Raw genomic sequence first — 16,962 nt, forward strand, 5'->3', positions numbered from 1 at the left:
CGGCGGTTAGCCGGGACGGCGTGATTATGCGCCCGTCGCGAGTTCCGCGACCGTTGCCCTCAGCCGCTCCATGCCGCCCGGCCGCCAGCCGAGCATGCGGATCCGGTCGGTCGACATCGGGTTGAAGGCATCGGTTCCGGCCGGCTCCGGCAGCGGATGCGGACAGGCGGTGGCATCCCGGACGACGGAGAGGATCGCGCGGCTGTCGACGAGGACGTCGGAGACGTTGAAGACCTCGCCGTTGATGCGCATCGGATCTGCCTCAAGCATCAGCCGAACGGCCGTGGCGACGTCGTCGCCATGGACCTCGGTGCCGGCCCGGGGTGATATCGGCCGGCCGGCGCGGTAGTCGTCGAACAGGCCCTGCCATTTGTGGTCCCGGTCCGGGCCGGCCGCGCCGTAAACGCCGGTGACGCGCAGGCTGGCGGCAATGAAATCATGGGCGCAGAGCGCCTGCAGGCTGCGCTCGGCATCGAGCTTCACCCGGCCGTAGAGTGTGTCAGGCTTCGGGAGCGCTTCCTCGGACAGCACGGTGCCCGCCGACTGCGGTCCATAGACGGCGCGGCTGGAGAGGAAGACGCAGCGGCGCACGCCGGCATCGCGGGCCGCCTCGAACAGGCGCACCGAGCCGTGCAGATTGGCGCGGCGGAAGCCCTCCGGATCGTCGCCCTCGCCGCCCCGGTATTTGCCAGGCACATGGGCGAAGGCGGCGTGGACGAAATAGTAGATGTTCTGGAAGGCGTCGATCTGGTCGAGGTCGGGATCGAGGTGAAGCGGCACGTAGGCGAAGTCTTTGGAGAAGAAGCCCGCCGCCGGTGGCTCACGTCCGCCGACCGTCACCTTGTAGCCATGTCCGAGAAGATGCTCGACGATGAAGCGCCCGACAGTGCCGGTGCCGCCGGAGACGAGCACACGTGTCATGCGCCGGCCGAAGGCGAAAGGGAAAGAGCGACGGCCGGGCCCGAAGGACCGGGGAGCGCGTCGATGTCGGGGACCGGTCCGCCGTCGTGAAAGGCCTGCCAGAGCGCGATCAGGGGCATCAGCACCTCCGCTTTCGGGTGGTTCGTTTCCCAGGGCTTCTCGTATTGATAATGGAGCACGTGGATGCTCTTCCAATCCCAAAGCTCGGGCATGGTGAACCAGACGTACTGCAGCATGTTGAAATAGACCGGCAGGCCGTGCCATTGCGGGAAGAAGGCCTGCAGGAAGGTCTGGTCCGTGCGTGGCCAGAAGGCGTCGGTCGTGTCCAGCCGCTCCAGCATCGCCGCAAACGTCGTCAGTGCCGGACGGGCGACGAAGACGCCGGAATTCAGCCGCTGGAAGTCGCGCAGGCTCTCATAGACGTTGGGTGCGGCCGAGAACTCGGGATAGGCGAAGAGGCGGTCGATGTTCTTCAGCACGATCGCGTCGGCATCGATGAAGATGCAGGCCTCGTACTCGGCCAGTTGCCACAGCCGCAGCTTGACGAAATTGTCGAGCGGCGTATGGAAATCCGGCTTGCGCCCCTTGGTGAAGGGGGCGGCGCCATGCAGGGCGCGGCGCGCATGGCGGGCGTTGAAGGCATCCGACAGCGGCAGCAGGTCGGCTTCGACCAGCCGGCAGTCGAGTGCCGCGAGCGCTTGCCGGCCGGCCTCGCCCAGCGCCGGCGTATGGAGGACGACGACATCGGCTTGCGTGCCGCTGTGGCGGAGCGAATGGACGAGCGCCGTCGCGCCGCGGGCATAGTCGTCGTTCGTCACCAGCGTCACATAGGCATGGCGGCCTGCCGCCGGTGCATGGCGGCGGATCCCTGCCTCGACGTTCAGGCTTGCCGTCATGATACCGATTTCAGTCTCCGGCCTTCGGGGTCGTGGTTGAGGGTGGCGGCGATGTCGCGCGTCCAGGCCGAGACGGCCGGGACACGGCTGCGATCGACGCGGTAGGCGAATTTCCTGGCGACGTCGACGATCTCCGAAAGCAGGCCGTCGGCCAGCGTGGTCGGGTCGAGACCCAGTTCGCGGAACTTCTCGTTCTTCACGACGAGGTCGTTTTCGCCCGCTTCCTTGCGCGGGTTCGGCAGCCAGGCGATCTCGCTTCCCGTCAGCCCGGCGATGAGCTTTGCGAGGTCGCGCACGCGATGGGTCTCGGTCATCTGGTTGAAGATCTCCACGCGCGCGCCGCGGGCGGGGGGATTTTCCAGCGCGATCTCGATGCAGCGCACCGAATCCTGGATATGGATGAAGGCGCGGGTCTGGCCGCCGGTGCCGTGCACGGTGAGCGGATAGCCGATCGCCGCCTGGATCAGGAAGCGGTTCAGCACGGTGCCGTAGTCGCCGTCATAGTCGAAGCGGTTGACGAGCTGCGGATGCAGTCGGGTCTCGCGCGTATGCGTGCCCCAGACGATGCCCTGGTGCAGGTCGGTGATGCGCAGGCAGTCGTTCTTGGCGTAGAACTGGAACAGCAACTGGTCCAGGCACTTGGTCATGTGGTAGATCGAGCCGGGATTGGCCGGATAGAGGATCTCCTGGCTGGCAGTCGCGCCGTCCATGGTCTCGATCCCGACCGGAAGGTAGCCTTCGGGGATCGCCGCGCCCACGGTCGAGTAGCCGTAGACGCCCATGGTGCCCAGATGGACGAGGTGGGCATCGACGCCGGTTTCGACGAGCGCGTTCAGGAGGTTGTGCGTCGCATTGACGTTGTTGTTGACCGTGTAGTTCTTGTGCCGGTCGCTCTTCATCGAATAGGGGGCGGCGCGCTGCTCGGCGAAGTGGATGACGGCGTCCGGTCGCTCCTCGCGAAGCCAGTTCTTGAGACGCTCGTAGTCGGTGGCGAGGTCGAGCAGGTGGAAGTGGATGCGGCGACCAGTCTCCGCGTGCCAGACGCGGGTGCGTTCCTGGATCGAATCCATCGGCGTCAGCGATTGGACGCCCAGTTCGGTATCGATCCAGCGGCGCGAGAGGTTGTCCAGGATGTGAACTTCATGACCGGCGTTCGAGAGATGCAGAGCGGTGGGCCAGCCTACGAAACCATCTCCACCCAGGACTGCAATCTTCATCGCCGATACCATCGGACACTCCCTTGCGTTTGCCTGTCCCCTGCATAGTGACCGAATGTGACAAGAGTGCAATCCTTGATTTTGTTCCACATTTCCTCCACAGAGGCGTCGATCTCCCCACGGCGGAGCCGGATATGACCAACGAGAATCATGCGCTTTCGGGCGAACTGACGGCAGACGGGCATCGTCTCGTGCAGCGCGTCTATTATGAGGACACCGACTTCTCCGGCTTCGTCTATCACGCGCGCTACCTGCATTTCATGGAGCGCGGCCGGACGGACTATCTGCGCTGTCTCGGCGTGGAGCAGGGGGCGCTGTCGATCGAGGGCGACACCGAGGGCCTGATGTTCGTGGTCCATCGCATGGAGATCGATTTCAAGGCGCCCGCACGGATGGACGACGTCCTGACGATCCTGACGCATACGCAGAAGGCCGGCGGGGCGAAGATGGTCCTGCAGCAGGAGGTCCGGCGCGGCGAGCAGATTCTCATCTCCGCAAGGGTCGTCATCGCGGTGATCAATGCAAAGGGCCGGCCGCGGCGCCTGCCGGACGGGCTGGCGGCGCAATTCCTGAGTGCGGCGGCTGGCTGATCTTCAGCGGACGGCGATTCGCACCTTTCCGACCGGCGCTGGCAGGTCCCAAGGCCCGGGCCCTGGATTAATCACGGTCGCGGTAATACTCCCTTAACCATAATGATGTCTTACTCAAAGCACTGGATTTTGTGCGCTGCACGTCATCCTTTAACCAAAATTGACGGCAAGAAGGCAGTTGAAAGCGTTTGATCGGCGTGGCGGCCGGCAACATCAACCGGACATCTTGACGAACAGGCGGGACGGCTGCGGACGAATTCAGGCCGCGGTTTCCCTGAAGTTTGCGAAAAGCCGGCGCTGGCATTTCCGAGTTCGTTCGGATGCCGGTCCGGCAAAGGGATGAAGACCCGGTGCGATGGCCGAAAGCCCGTGCCGGGTGTTTGGATTCGGGGACGGAAGTCTATGGAACAGGTAGGTTTGGCAGCAACGGCCGATGTGAGCCTCTGGTCGCTCTTCATGCAGGCGGGCCTGGTGGTGAAGCTGGTCATGGTGGGGCTGATCGCGGCGTCGATCTGGACCTGGGCGATCGTCGTCGACAAGACGCTGGCCTTCAACAAGGCCCGCCGGCAGCTCGACAGCTTCGAGCAGGTGTTCTGGTCCGGGCAATCGCTCGAGGAACTCTACCGCACCCTGTCCGACCGGCAGACCAGCGGCATGAGCGCCATGTTCGTCGCCGCCATGCGCGAATGGAAGAAGAGCTTCGAGCGCGGTGCGCGCTCGCCGATCGGGCTGCAGATGCGCATCGACCGGGCGATGGACGTGACGCTGGCGCGCGAATCCGAAGCGCTGGAAGCCCGTCTCGGCTCGCTTGCGACCATTGGTTCGGCCGGCCCGTTCATCGGCCTGTTCGGCACCGTCGTCGGCATCATGACGTCGTTCCAGGCGATCGCCGGCTCGAAGTCGACCAACCTCGCCGTCGTGGCACCGGGTATCGCGGAGGCGCTTCTTGCGACCGCGATCGGCCTTCTGGCCGCCATTCCCGCCGTCATCGCCTACAACAAGTTCACCGCCGATGCCGGCAAGATCACGGCCCGCATGGAGGGGTTTGCCGACGAATTCTCGGCCATCCTTTCGCGCCAGATCGACGAGAAGCTGCAGCCGCGCCAGGCGGCGCAGTAACGCCGCGGTCGCCAAGCAGGAGACGAAGCCATGGGCATGTCAGTCGGTGGGAGCAAGGGCGGCGGCGGGCGCCGCAGGCGCGGTGGCCGCAAGGCCGTCATGAGCGAGATCAACGTGACGCCGTTCGTCGACGTCATGCTGGTGCTCCTGATCATCTTCATGGTGGCAGCCCCGATGATGACGGTCGGCGTGCCGCTTGACCTGCCGAAGACCTCCGCCAAGGCGCTCAATGCCGAGACGCAGCCGATCACCGTATCGGTGAAGGCCGATGGCGCGGTGTTCCTGCAGGAGACCGCGATCCCGGCAGACGAGATCGCAGCCAAGCTCGAGGCCGTCGCGACGACGGGCTACACCGAGCGGATCTTCGTGCGCGGTGACGGTGCGGCCCCCTATGGCGTCATTGCCGACGTCATGTCGCGCATCCAGCAGGCGGGCTTCACCAATATCGGCCTCGTGACCGAGCAGAAACCGGACAACTGAAGACAGCGATGAAGGCCAGTCTCGCCACATCCGCCGCATTGCATGCTCTGGTGCTCACATGGGCGCTGGTGTCGATCGGCAGTCCGGAGAGCTTCGACGTCGCCGATGTCGAAGCGATGCCGGTCGACATCGTGCCGATCGAGGAACTGACCCAGATCCAGCAGGGCGACAAGAAGGCGCCGATGGCGGAAAAGTCCGCGCCGGTCCCGACCAAGCGCCAGGACCCGGTGGAGAACGCCGAGAATTCCGGCGACAACGACATCGACCTGAAGACGCCGCCGACGCCGAACGACAAGCCGCAGAAGACGGAGACGGCCGCAGCGCCGCCGAAGGCCGAGCAGACCATGCCCACGCCGGAGCCGACACCGGAACCGGCAGAGCAGGTGCAGCCGAGCGAGCCGGCCTCGACGCCGGCGACGGAAGTGGCTGCCGAGGCGGCGCCGAAGCAGGAGGTGACGCCCGAGGCGACACCGGAGGAAAAGCCGGCGGAAGAAGCGCCGGCCGAGGTCGCCGAGGCGGAAGCCATGCCGGACAACGTTCCTGTGCCCGAGATCAGGCCGCAGCCGCCACAGCCGCAGACGGCCAAGACCCCGGACCGCAAGAACGAGGAAAAGAAGCAGGAGCAGAAGAAGGCCGCCTCCGCCAAGGAGAGCGACTTCAACGCCGACGAGGTGGCAGCCCTCCTGAACAAGACTGAGGCCAAGGGCGGCGGCGCCAAGCGCTCGACGGAGACCGCCTCGCTCGGCGGCAAGAAGACGACCGGCGGCTCGAAGCTGTCGATGAGCGAGATGGACGCGCTGCGCGGGATCATCCAGAACAACTGGTCGATCATCCCCGGCATGGCGGACGCGACCGAGGTGCGCATCAAGGTGACGATGCAGCTCGACCCCGACGGCAACATCGTCGGTGAACCGAGCGTGGTCGCCACCGGTGGCTCGGACGCCGCGCGCCGGGCGCTTGCCGGCGGTGCGCGCCGGGCGATCCTGAAGTCGGCGCCGTTCGATAAGCTGCCGAAGGACAAGTATGATGCCTGGAGCGAAGTCGTGGTGAACTTCGACCCCAGCGAGATGATGTGATGCCGACAGGCACGAACACTGGCACAGTAACTAGGAAGGCCTAGATCGCATGCTGAGACGCACTTTTCTCCATTCCGCAGCCGGGTTGACCGGTCTTGCCGCCGCCGCCACGCCGGCCTGGGCGGTCGTCGAGATCAACATCAACAAGGGCAACGTCGAACCGCTGCCGATCGCGGTGACCGACTTCGTCTCCAGCGGCGATCTCGGCGTGAAGATCACCGACGTGATCGCGGCCGACCTCAAGCGGTCCGGCCTGTTCGCGCCAGTCAGCAAGCAGGCTTTCATCGAGAAGATCTCCAATCCCGACCAGCCGCCGCGCTTCGAGGACTGGAAGGTGATCAACGCGCAGGCACTCGTCACCGGCCGCGTCACGCAGGAAGGCGACGGTCGCCTGCGTGCCGAGTTCCGCCTGTGGGACACCTTCGCCAACCAGCAGATGACCGGCCAGCAGTTCTACACCCAGCCGGAAAACTGGCGCCGCGTCGCCCATATCATCGCGGACGCGATCTATGAGCGCATCACCGGCGAGAAGGGCTATTTCGACACCCGCGTCGTCTATGTGGCCGAGAGCGGCCCGAAGAACGCGCGCAAGCGCCAGCTCGCCATCATGGACCAGGACGGGGCCAATGCGCGGGCCCTGACCAATTCCAACGAGATCGTGCTGACGCCGCGCTTCTCGCCGAGCCGGCAGGAAATCACCTACATGTCGTTCGAGGGCCAGCAGCCGCGGGTCTACCTGCTGCAGTTGGAAACCGGGCAGCGCGAGGTGGTCGGCAACTTCCCCGGCATGACGTTCGCGCCGCGCTTCTCGCCGGACGGCCAGCGGGTCATCATGAGCCTGCAGCAGGACGGAAACGCCAATATCTACACGATGGACCTGCGCTCGCGCACGACCACGCGGCTGACCTCGACGGCGGCGATCGACACCGGCCCTTCCTATTCGCCGGATGGCAGCCAGATCGTCTTCGAGAGCGATCGTGGCGGGCGCCAGCAGCTCTATGTCATGGGCGCGGACGGTTCCGGCCAGAACCGCATCTCCTTCGGCGACGGCTCCTATTCGACGCCGGTGTGGTCGCCGCGCGGCGACCTGATCGCGTTCACCAAGCAGTCGGGCGGCAAGTTCTCGATCGGCGTGATGAAGCCGGACGGCTCGGGCGAGCGCATCCTGACGACGGGCTTCCACAACGAGGGGCCGACCTGGGCGCCGAACGGGCGCGTGCTGATGTTCTTCCGCCAGCCGGCCGGCTCCGGCGGGCCGCAGCTCTACTCGATCGACCTGACCGGCTACAACGAGCAGCAGGTGCAGACGGCCGGCTATGCCTCCGACCCGGCCTGGTCGCCGCTCCTGGAGTGAATTGCGGCAGCCTGTGTAAACAGCTGCAACCAATCGTGACGACGCCGCCGCTTTCTCGCCTCAAAGTCCGCTAAACCAAGGGCTTCAAAGGCGAGGGATTCGGCGGCGTTCGTCGTTCTTGGACGAATGCCGGGGAGTATTTGCGTAATCGATTGTTAACCATAATCGTTGAATGCCGATTAACCGCGTGCGGTTACAGTCTGGCAACCCTGATTGAAACCCAAGCCCTGTTGAACTGATGCTAAGGAGACCGGCTCATGAGCCGCACTGAAGTCCCGGCCGCTGGCCGCATGCAGACCCTCGCCCGCAACCCCGCAATCCTCGCCCTGTTCATGGGCCTGGCCCTTGCCGGCTGCGCCAACAAGAAGAATATGCCCAACAGCGCCGGCGAACTCGGCCTGAACAATGCGACCCCGGGCTCGACCCAGGACTTCACCGTCAATGTCGGCGACCGCATCTTCTTCGATACCGATTCGACCTCGATCCGCGCCGATGCGGCTGCGACGCTCGACAAGCAGGCCCAGTGGCTGCAGCGCTATTCGAACTACGCGATCACGATCGAAGGCCATGCCGACGAGCGCGGCACGCGCGAATACAACCTGGCGCTCGGCGCACGCCGCGCTGCCGCCACCAAGCAGTACCTCGCAAGCCGCGGCGTTCCGGCCAACCGGATGAAGACGATCTCCTACGGCAAGGAAAAGCCGGTGGCCGTCTGCGACGACATCTCGTGCTGGTCGCAGAACCGCCGCGCCGTCACCGTGCTCGGTGGCGCCGGCATGTAATCGACGGACCGGTGCGAAAGCACCGTCCGGAAAAGGCCCGCCAGCGATGGCGGGCCTTTGCGTTTGCGACACGGCACACGCAGAAATGAAGCCATGGCCCGCGGGGCGGAGTTTTTTAACACACTTTGGCCGAACTCCGTTGCTTTTTGACAGCATTTGGAAAAACCTGCGGCTGCGCGGGAATGCGCGAATTCGGACCAACAGGACACGCACAATATGAAGAAGATCGTCGCGGCAGGCCTTATCGGCCTGGCAGCCTTCGCAGGGCCGGTGGAGGCGTTGCACGCTTCTCCGCTCCAGGCGCTGGCGAACCGCTTCTTGCCGGGGGGCGGCAGGGCGGACAATCAGGTCGTGCTGGCGCAGTCGGACGACTCGCTGATGCGCATCGGCCAGCTCGAGGAACAGATCCGTTCGCTGAACGGCCGGATCGAGGAAATGAGCTTCCAGCTCCTGCAGATGCAGGAACAGCTGCGCAAGACCCAGGAAGACAACGAGTATCGCTTCCAGGACCTGGAGAGCGGCAAGGGCGGCACCGGCAAGAGCGGTGCGCTGGAGCGGCCGGCGGGCAGCGATCCGCAGACGAACAGCCAGACGGACGCAACCGAACCCCCGGCGGATCCCTCCGCCGCGGGTAACGGCGACACCGCTTCAGCCGGCTCGACGGCCAAGCCGCCGCAGACGCTCGGCAGCATCCGTTTCGACGACAAGGGCAATCCCATCGGCACCGACATGAGCGAGAGCGCCTCGATCGGCAGCGGCGCGCTGCCGGACCTCGAAGCGGGGCTTCCGCCCGTCGACAGCCAGTCGACGGCCGCGCTCGACAAGCCTGATGACATCTACAACGCCGCCTATGGCCACGTGCTGTCGGGCGACTACCAGCTCGCCGAGAAGGAGTTCCGCGACTATCTCGAGGTCTTCCCGGAAGGCGAGAAGGCCGCCGACGCCAGCTTCTGGCTGGGCGAGGCGCAATATTCGCAGGGCAATTTCAACGACGCGGCCAAGACGTTCCTGAACGCGCACCAGACCTACGGCACCTCCAAGAAGGCGCCGGAAATGCTCCTGAAGCTCGGCATGTCGCTTGCCGCGCTCGACAACCGCGAAACCGCCTGCGCGACGCTGCGCGAAGTGGGCAAGCGCTATCCGAACGCCTCCAAGGCGGTGAAGACCAAGGTCACCAGCGAACAGGGCCGGCTTTCCTGCTGAGCCTTTTTCGGAGCGAGGCCGCGATGCGCGCCGAAGCCGAGCCCGTCGACGCAGCCGTCGCCCAATTTCTGAACAGTTTTTTCAAGCCCGCCCGCCTGCTCGTTGCCGTTTCCGGCGGCGGCGATTCCGTCGGCCTGCTGATCGCGCTCGACGAAGCGCTGCGATCCGGCCGCTATCCCGGATTTTCCCTGTGCGCCTGCACGATCGACCATGGCCTGCGGCCCGGCTCGGACGCGGAGGCCCGCTGGATGGCGGCGCTGTGCGCCGGCCGCGGCATCGCCCATGCGACGCTGATCTGGCGCGGGCCGAAGCCGCAGGGAGGCGTGCAGGCCGCGGCGCGCGAGGCGCGTCATGCGCTTTTGCTGCAGGCCGCCCGCGATGCGGGGGCCGACGCGATCCTCACCGCCCACAATCGCGACGACCAGCGCGAAACGGTGGCGATGCGCGGCGCGCGCAGCGACACCGGCGCCGGCCTCGCCGGGATCGCGCCGGCAACCCTGCTCCACAACACCGTCTGGCTGCTGCGGCCGCTGCTCGGCGTGCCGCGCGAGGCGATCCGCAACGCGCTGCGGCATCGCGGGCAGGACTGGCTGGAAGACCCCAGCAATGCCAACAGAACGTTCGAACGCGTGCGCGTGCGGCTCGATGCCACGGCCGGGCCAGAGGCAGCACGGACGGCCTCCGACGCTGAAGAGGCCGGCCGGACCGAGGCCGCGCGCGCGCGACATCTGGCCGCGAAGGAGGGGGGCGAATTCCTTGGCGGCAGCGTGCGCGTCCTCGATGCGGCGCTTGCCGTTCTGCCGGTGCCGGCGATTGCGACCGTGCAGTCCTCCGGCGCCGCGTTTCAGGCGCTGCTCGCCCTCTGCGCCGTCCTCGGCGGGCGCGAGCACCGGTTGGAGCGAGCTGCGGCAGGCCGTCTCGCGGCTTTTCTCGAAAGCGGCGCGCTGTCCCGGTTCACGGCCGGCCGGGTGGTCTTCGACCGCCGCCGCGAGGGGCTGTTCCTCTATCGCGAGCAGCGCGGCATCGGCAGCCTCCGGATCGGACCGGGGGAGGTTGCCGTCTGGGACGGCCGCTTTCGGGTGAGGAATCTCGGCAAGGCGCCGCTTCTCGTCCAGTCCTGTGGTGCTGCGGACGACGGCAGCCTGTTTCTCCCGCCGGACGTTCCGGCAGGGGTTGCGCGGCGGGCCGGCCGGGCCCGGCCGGTCGTCCTCGCCGGCGAGGCGAGGGCGGAGGACGCGTCCCATGCGATCGAGCCGGTGCTCGCTCCCTATGACCGTTACCTGCCGGTCTTCGGCCTGCCGCTCGCAGACGCGATCGCCGGTCTGCTCGGGCTGCCGCGACGGCCGAAGCTGCCGCTCGCCACGGAAAAAGAGCCGGCCTGAAAGGCGCGCGGGGCAGCCTGCCGGCGCGGCCGGCAACCGTGCGCACCCCAAAACGGCCATATGCGTCAACGATGATCGGAGAAAAGGTCCGGGGGCGTTCGGTTTGCCTTGGCAAGGCGACGCCACGACCCTATGTTAGGCGTGAATGAGACGGCGCAACCCCTGTAGCCGAGAAAGTGCCCGGAAAACTGATGAACCCAAACTTCCGCAATGTCGCCCTGTGGGCCATCATAGCGCTGCTGCTGATCGCTCTTTTCAGCATGTTCCAGACGAGCCCGGCCCAGACCGGTTCGCGGGACATTCCCTATTCGCAGTTCCTGAAAGAGGTGGACGGCAGCCGGGTCAAGGAAGTCGTGATCACGGGCAACAAGATCGTCGGCAGCTATGTGGAGACCGGGACGACGTTCCAGACCTATGCGCCCTCGATCGACGACGCGCTGACGGAGCGGCTGGAAGCCAAGAACGTCGTCATCAACGCCCGCCCGGAGACTGATGGCTCCAACAGCTTCCTCAGCTATGTCGGAACACTCCTGCCGATGCTCCTGATCCTCGGCGTCTGGCTCTTCTTCATGCGCCAGATGCAGGGCGGATCGCGCGGCGCCATGGGCTTCGGCAAGTCCAAGGCCAAGCTTCTGACCGAGGCGCATGGCCGCGTCACCTTCGCCGACGTCGCCGGCGTGGACGAAGCCAAGCAGGACCTGGAAGAGATCGTCGAATTCCTGCGTGATCCGCAGAAGTTCCAGCGCCTCGGTGGCCGCATTCCGCGCGGCGTGCTGCTCGTCGGTCCTCCGGGTACGGGCAAGACGCTGCTCGCCCGCTCGGTCGCCGGCGAAGCGAACGTGCCCTTCTTCACCATTTCCGGTTCCGACTTCGTCGAAATGTTCGTCGGCGTCGGTGCCTCGCGCGTCCGCGATATGTTCGAGCAGGCGAAGAAGAACGCGCCCTGCATCATCTTCATCGACGAAATCGACGCCGTCGGCCGCCATCGCGGCGCCGGTCTCGGTGGGGGCAACGACGAGCGCGAGCAGACGCTGAACCAGTTGCTGGTCGAGATGGACGGCTTCGAGGCGAACGAGGGCATCATCCTGATCGCCGCCACCAACCGTCCCGATGTTCTGGACCCGGCGCTCCTGCGTCCGGGCCGCTTCGACCGCCAGGTCGTGGTGCCGAACCCTGATATCGTCGGCCGCGAGCGCATCCTCAAGGTGCATGTCCGCAACGTGCCGCTGGCGCCGAACGTCGACCTCAAGGTGCTGGCCCGCGGCACGCCCGGCTTCTCCGGTGCCGACCTGATGAACCTCGTCAACGAGGCTGCCCTGATGGCGGCGCGGCGCAACAAGCGCCTCGTCACCATGCAGGAGTTCGAGGACGCCAAGGACAAGATCATGATGGGCGCAGAACGCCGCTCGTCCGCGATGACCGAGGCGGAGAAGAAGCTGACGGCCTATCACGAGGCGGGTCACGCGATCCTGGCGCTGAACGTGCCGATGGCCGATCCGCTGCACAAGGCGACGATCATCCCGCGCGGCCGTGCGCTCGGCATGGTCATGCAGTTGCCGGAAGGCGACCGTTATTCGATGAGCTACAAGTGGATGGTTTCCCGCCTTGCCATCATGATGGGCGGCCGCGTCGCCGAGGAGATCACCTTCGGCAAGGAGAACATCACCTCGGGCGCTTCCTCCGATATCGAGCAGGCGACCAAGCTCGCCCGCGCCATGGTCACCCAGTGGGGCTTCTCCGACCAGCTCGGCCAGGTCGCCTATGGCGAGAACCAGCAGGAGGTCTTCCTCGGCCATTCCGTCGCGCAGTCGAAGAACGTCTCCGAATCGACCGCCCAGAAGATCGACAACGAGATCCGCCGGCTGATCGACGAGGCCTATTCCGAGGCCAAGCGCATCATCACCGAGAAGCATCACGAGTTCGTGGCGCTGGCCGAGGGCCTGCTCGAATACGAGACGCTGACGGGCGACGAGATCAAGGCGCTGATCCGCGGCGAGAAGCCGGCCCGCGATCTCGGCGACGACAGCCCGCCGCATCGCGGCTCCGCCGTGCCGAAGGCAGGGCAGAAGAAGGGCGGAGAGGCGGAAGGCGGTCTCGAGCCGCAGCCCCAATAGCCAGGTCTTCGTAAAAATCGACAGGGCCGGCCGTTCTCGCGGCCGGCCTTTTTCGTTCGCCATGGTAACGGGCTGTAACGGGAGAGAACCGAATTTCAGATGCTCTCCATTCCGTTCTATGGCAAAGAGGGCACAGAAGCGGACGGGCGATGCGGCAGCGACACAGGACGGTGTCCGCCGGCACCTAGGTCCGATCCAACGATTTCAGGAGCGCAGATGAAGCGTCGCTATTTCGGCACCGATGGTATCCGGGGCCAGTCCAATGTCTTTCCCATGACGCCCGACCTCGCCATGCGGGTGGGCATCGCGGTCGGCACCATCTTCCGCCGCGGCACCCATCGCAACCGCGTGGTCATCGGCAAGGACACGCGGCTTTCCGGCTACATGCTGGAGAACGCCATGGTCGCGGGCTTCACTGCCGCCGGCGTGGACGCCTTCGTCCTCGGCCCGATCCCGACGCCGGCCGTCGCGATGCTGACGCGTTCGCTGCGCGCCGATATCGGCGTGATGATCTCGGCCTCCCATAACCCCTTCCAGGACAACGGCATCAAGCTGTTCGGGCCGGACGGCTACAAGCTTTCCGACGAGCTCGAGGCGCAGATCGAGGCGATGCTGGACGATGACATCGTGCCGCAGCTCGCCAAGGCCGGCGAGATCGGCCGGGCCAAGCGCATCGACGGCGTGCATGATCGCTACATCGAGCATGCCAAGCGCACGCTGCCGCGCGACGTGACGCTGCATGGCCTGAGGGTCGTGGTCGACTGCGCCAACGGGGCCGCCTATCGCGTCGCACCCGCGGCGCTGTGGGAGCTCGGCGCCGACGTGGTGACGATCGGGGCGGACCCGAACGGCACCAACATCAACCTCGAATGCGGCTCGACCCACCCCGAGGCGCTGAAGCGCAAGGTCGACGAGGTGCGGGCCGATATCGGCATCGCGCTCGACGGCGACGCCGACCGGGTGCAGATCGTCGACGAGAACGGCCGGCTGATCGACGGCGACCAGCTGATGGCTGTCATCGCCGAGACCTGGGCGGCCGACGGCATGCTGAAGGGCGGCGGTCTTGTCGCCACCGTCATGTCCAATCTCGGGCTGGAGCGCTTCCTGAAGAGCAAGAAGCTCGGGCTGGAGCGCACCCAGGTCGGTGACCGTTACGTCGTCGAGCACATGCGCCAGCACGATTTCAACGTCGGCGGCGAACAGTCGGGGCACATCGTGCTGTCCGATTTCGGCACCACCGGCGACGGCCTCGTCGCGGCCCTGCAGGTGCTTGCCTGCGTCAAGCGCAGCGGTCGCCCGGTCAGCGAGATCTGCCATCGCTTCGAGCCGGTGCCGCAGGTGCTGAAGAACGTGCGCTACTCGGGCGGCAAGCCGCTGGAGGATACGCAGGTGATCGCCGCGATCGCCGAGGCCGAGAACGCGCTCGCCAAGAGCGGGCGGCTTTTGATCCGGCCCTCGGGCACCGAGCCGCTGATCCGCGTCATGGCGGAAGGCGACGACCATGCGATGGTCGAGCGGATCGTCGACGAGCTGGTGGGGGTCATCGGTTCAGTCCGCCACGCCGCCTGAACCGGCGGGGCATTTCAAGTTTCAGTGGGGCATGCTGGCAGGCCGGGGCGCATCGTGTGAGCGAAATCTCACGCCATGCGCCCCGGTCTTTTTTCATGCCCTGCCGGCATAAAGCTTACCTGGAGGTTAACAACCAGAGTTAAGTGTCGTAGTTAATTACAACTTAACCTTTGCACTCCATTATCCCTTCCAAATCGATGAACGTCGGTGCCGCGGACCCCGCTGCCCCGCGCACAGGTCCATGGAGTCGGGGCATGATGAAGTATCTTGGTAGCGCCGTAGCAGCTCTGGTCGTGAGCTCATCCGCCTTTGCGGCGGACGCCTTTCAACCGGAGCCGGTGCAGCCAATGCCGGTGGAGGCGGTCGCGCTGTCGACCGGCGGCTGGTACCTGCGCGGCGACGTCGGCTACGGCTGGACCCACATGCGCGGCGCCAGCTACTATCAGGGCGGTCCGGACGGCACCAAGACGGACTTCGACGACACCGATCTCGACGGCGGCGTCGTCCTCGGCGGCGGCGTCGGCTACCAGTGGAACGACTATTTCCGCACCGACGTGACGCTCGACTACCTCTTCGACGGCGACTTCAACGGCTCGACCAGCGGCAGCTGCGGCGTGTCCGACAATTGCGTCTCTTCCGACCGGGCCTCCTGGTCGGCGCTCAGCCTGCTCGCCAACGCCTATGTCGATCTCGGCACCTACTACGGCGTAACGCCCTATGTCGGCGCCGGTATCGGCGCCACCCGGGTCAACTGGGGCAAGCTGCATAACACCTCGTGCTCCGTCGACGATCCCGGCAATTGCGACGACACCGTCTCCCACAGCGGCAAGGACAGCTGGCGCTTCACCTATGCGCTGATGGCCGGCGCCTCGGTCGACCTGACCTGCAACTGGAAGGCCGATGCCGGCTACCGTTTCCGCCAGATCGCCGGTGGCGACATGTTCGGCTATGCGATGAACGGCGGGCCGGGCGAAGATGACGGCTTCTTCGTCCACGAGGCCCGCGTCGGCCTGCGCTACAGCTTCAACAATTGCGAAGTGCCCTACGTGCCGCCGGCAGAGCCGATCGTCTACAAGTAAGACGTCGCCTGTTTTTAGGTCAAAAGCCGTCCGGTGTCCGCCGGGCGGCTTTTCCGTTTTCGTGTTTTCAAAGCTGGCCGTATGGCGCGCCGGCGTGGTTAACAAACATGCTTAACCGGCCCTTAACCTCTCCCTGAAATACTGGCTTCCAGTTAACCGGCCGCCATCTTGGCCGTCGTTTCGGGGGCGAGACATGATCGTGCGAAAGACAATTTTCGGTGCCGCCATCTTCGCCGGCCTTTCGGCGGGCACGGCGCTTGCCGGCGGCGAGATCTACCCGGTGGTCGAGGCGCCGGAAGTCGACATGTCGACGGTCGCGGTCGCGCAGGGCTGGTACATCCGCGGCGACATCGGCTATGCCGCCTCGATCAAGGGCGGCGACATCGACTACAACTATATCGGCGAGGGCGGCGCGGACGAGAGCCGCGAGCGGTTCGACGACGCGCGCTTCTCCAAGCCGTTCTCCTACGGCTTCGGCATGGGCTATCAGTTCAACAATTTCCTGCGCACCGATCTCACGACAGACTTCTTCAATTCGAGCTTCGACGCGGATTCGTCGATCGGCCGCGCCTGCCCGGGCGAAAACGCCGGGACGGGGTGCGACTTCACCCATGACAGCGGCTACAACGCCATCAGCGTCATGGCCAACGGCTATGTCGACCTCGGCACCTATGCGGGCTTCACGCCCTATATCGGCGCAGGCGTCGGGGCGACGAACGTCCAGTGGGACGACCTGAAGACGCGCGCGACCTGCGTCGACGGCACCAGCGTCTGCGGCAGCACCTCGCAGGGCGATCCGGTCCGCAGTCCCGGCGAGGAAAGCTGGCGCTTCACCTATGCGCTGATGGCCGGTGCCTCCTACGACCTGACCAACCGCGTGAAGCTCGACGTGGGCTACCGCTACTCCGACATCGACGGCGGCAAGATGTTCGGCTACAGCGACGCCGAAAAGGCGCTCGGCGCTTCCGGCACCAAGGCCAGCGACGACGGCTTCCAGCGCCACGAGATCCGCGCCGGTATCCGCGTCACGACCTGGTAGGACCGGCTGGCGGGATGGCGAGCGGCAGCCGGCGGATTGCGACGTCGGACCGCTAACGCAGGCTCCAAAGTTTTCCTCTGTCCCTCGACCGGTAGCCATCAACACCGTCTTGCCGGCCTTGAGCCGGCATCCAGTTGCGCA

The 16,962-nt window shown here is 65.8% G+C and carries 15 protein-coding genes; 12 read left to right on the forward strand and 3 right to left on the reverse strand.

Going from position 1 to position 16,962, the window contains the following annotated elements; genetic code table 11:
* Positions 1-24: 24 nt before the first annotated feature.
* Genes LQK81_RS14040 through LQK81_RS14050 form a run of 3 tightly spaced genes read right to left on the reverse strand, consistent with a single transcriptional unit; the run spans position 25 to position 3,034 of the window.
* Complete coding sequence (locus tag LQK81_RS14040) at positions 25-921, reverse strand: NAD-dependent epimerase/dehydratase family protein (protein WP_230806971.1); 897 nt, start codon at positions 919-921, stop codon at positions 25-27.
* Positions 918-1,817: a glycosyltransferase gene (locus LQK81_RS14045; RefSeq protein WP_230806972.1), complete on the reverse strand. Its 900-nt coding sequence runs from the start codon at positions 1,815-1,817 to the stop codon at positions 918-920. Before LQK81_RS14045 ends, LQK81_RS14040 begins: the two co-directional genes overlap by 4 nt.
* The gene (locus tag LQK81_RS14050) at positions 1,814-3,034 is read right to left on the reverse strand and encodes an NAD-dependent epimerase/dehydratase family protein (protein WP_230806973.1); all 1,221 of its coding nucleotides are present in this window, start codon (positions 3,032-3,034) and stop codon (positions 1,814-1,816) included. The genes LQK81_RS14045 and LQK81_RS14050 overlap by 4 nt, the downstream gene beginning before the upstream one ends.
* Positions 3,035-3,168: 134 nt before the next feature.
* Between LQK81_RS14050 and ybgC the strand changes: the two genes are divergently transcribed.
* The 12 genes from ybgC (at position 3,169) to LQK81_RS14110 (ending at position 16,821) form a co-directional block, all read left to right on the forward strand.
* Positions 3,169-3,624, forward strand: a complete 456-nt coding sequence (gene ybgC, locus LQK81_RS14055) for a tol-pal system-associated acyl-CoA thioesterase (RefSeq protein ID WP_230806974.1) — start codon at positions 3,169-3,171, stop codon at positions 3,622-3,624.
* A gap of 402 nt (positions 3,625-4,026) precedes the next feature.
* A complete protein-coding gene (tolQ, locus tag LQK81_RS14060; RefSeq protein ID WP_230806975.1) occupies positions 4,027-4,743 on the forward strand; it encodes a protein TolQ in 717 nt (238 codons plus the stop codon).
* 30 nt (positions 4,744-4,773) lie between these two features.
* Entirely contained in the window at positions 4,774-5,223 is a 450-nt protein-coding gene (gene tolR, locus LQK81_RS14065) for a protein TolR (RefSeq protein WP_230806976.1), read from the forward strand.
* 8 nt (positions 5,224-5,231) lie between these two features.
* Positions 5,232-6,299, forward strand: coding sequence for a hypothetical protein (locus LQK81_RS14070; RefSeq protein ID WP_230806977.1), 1,068 nt, complete (start codon positions 5,232-5,234; stop codon positions 6,297-6,299).
* Between the two features lie 49 nt (positions 6,300-6,348).
* Positions 6,349-7,653: a Tol-Pal system beta propeller repeat protein TolB gene (gene tolB, locus LQK81_RS14075; protein WP_230806978.1), complete on the forward strand. Its 1,305-nt coding sequence runs from the start codon at positions 6,349-6,351 to the stop codon at positions 7,651-7,653.
* A gap of 257 nt (positions 7,654-7,910) precedes the next feature.
* Positions 7,911-8,435: a peptidoglycan-associated lipoprotein Pal gene (pal, locus tag LQK81_RS14080; protein ID WP_230806979.1), complete on the forward strand. Its 525-nt coding sequence runs from the start codon at positions 7,911-7,913 to the stop codon at positions 8,433-8,435.
* A gap of 216 nt (positions 8,436-8,651) precedes the next feature.
* A complete protein-coding gene (gene ybgF / locus LQK81_RS14085; protein WP_230806980.1) occupies positions 8,652-9,638 on the forward strand; it encodes a tol-pal system protein YbgF in 987 nt (328 codons plus the stop codon).
* 23 nt (positions 9,639-9,661) lie between these two features.
* Positions 9,662-11,020: a tRNA lysidine(34) synthetase TilS gene (tilS, locus tag LQK81_RS14090; RefSeq protein ID WP_230806981.1), complete on the forward strand. Its 1,359-nt coding sequence runs from the start codon at positions 9,662-9,664 to the stop codon at positions 11,018-11,020.
* A gap of 191 nt (positions 11,021-11,211) precedes the next feature.
* Positions 11,212-13,134, forward strand: coding sequence for an ATP-dependent zinc metalloprotease FtsH (gene ftsH / locus LQK81_RS14095; RefSeq protein WP_230806982.1), 1,923 nt, complete (start codon positions 11,212-11,214; stop codon positions 13,132-13,134).
* A 216-nt stretch (positions 13,135-13,350) separates the two neighbouring features.
* Entirely contained in the window at positions 13,351-14,703 is a 1,353-nt protein-coding gene (gene glmM / locus LQK81_RS14100; protein ID WP_230806983.1) for a phosphoglucosamine mutase, read from the forward strand.
* A 254-nt stretch (positions 14,704-14,957) separates the two neighbouring features.
* Entirely contained in the window at positions 14,958-15,782 is an 825-nt protein-coding gene (locus LQK81_RS14105) for an outer membrane protein (RefSeq protein WP_230806984.1), read from the forward strand.
* 199 nt (positions 15,783-15,981) lie between these two features.
* Positions 15,982-16,821, forward strand: coding sequence for an outer membrane protein (locus LQK81_RS14110; RefSeq protein ID WP_230806985.1), 840 nt, complete (start codon positions 15,982-15,984; stop codon positions 16,819-16,821).
* Positions 16,822-16,962: the final 141 nt, after the last annotated feature.

It is taken from the genome of Rhizobium sp. GN54, from assembly GCF_021026345.1.
Taxonomy (GTDB): domain Bacteria; phylum Pseudomonadota; class Alphaproteobacteria; order Rhizobiales; family Rhizobiaceae; genus Mycoplana.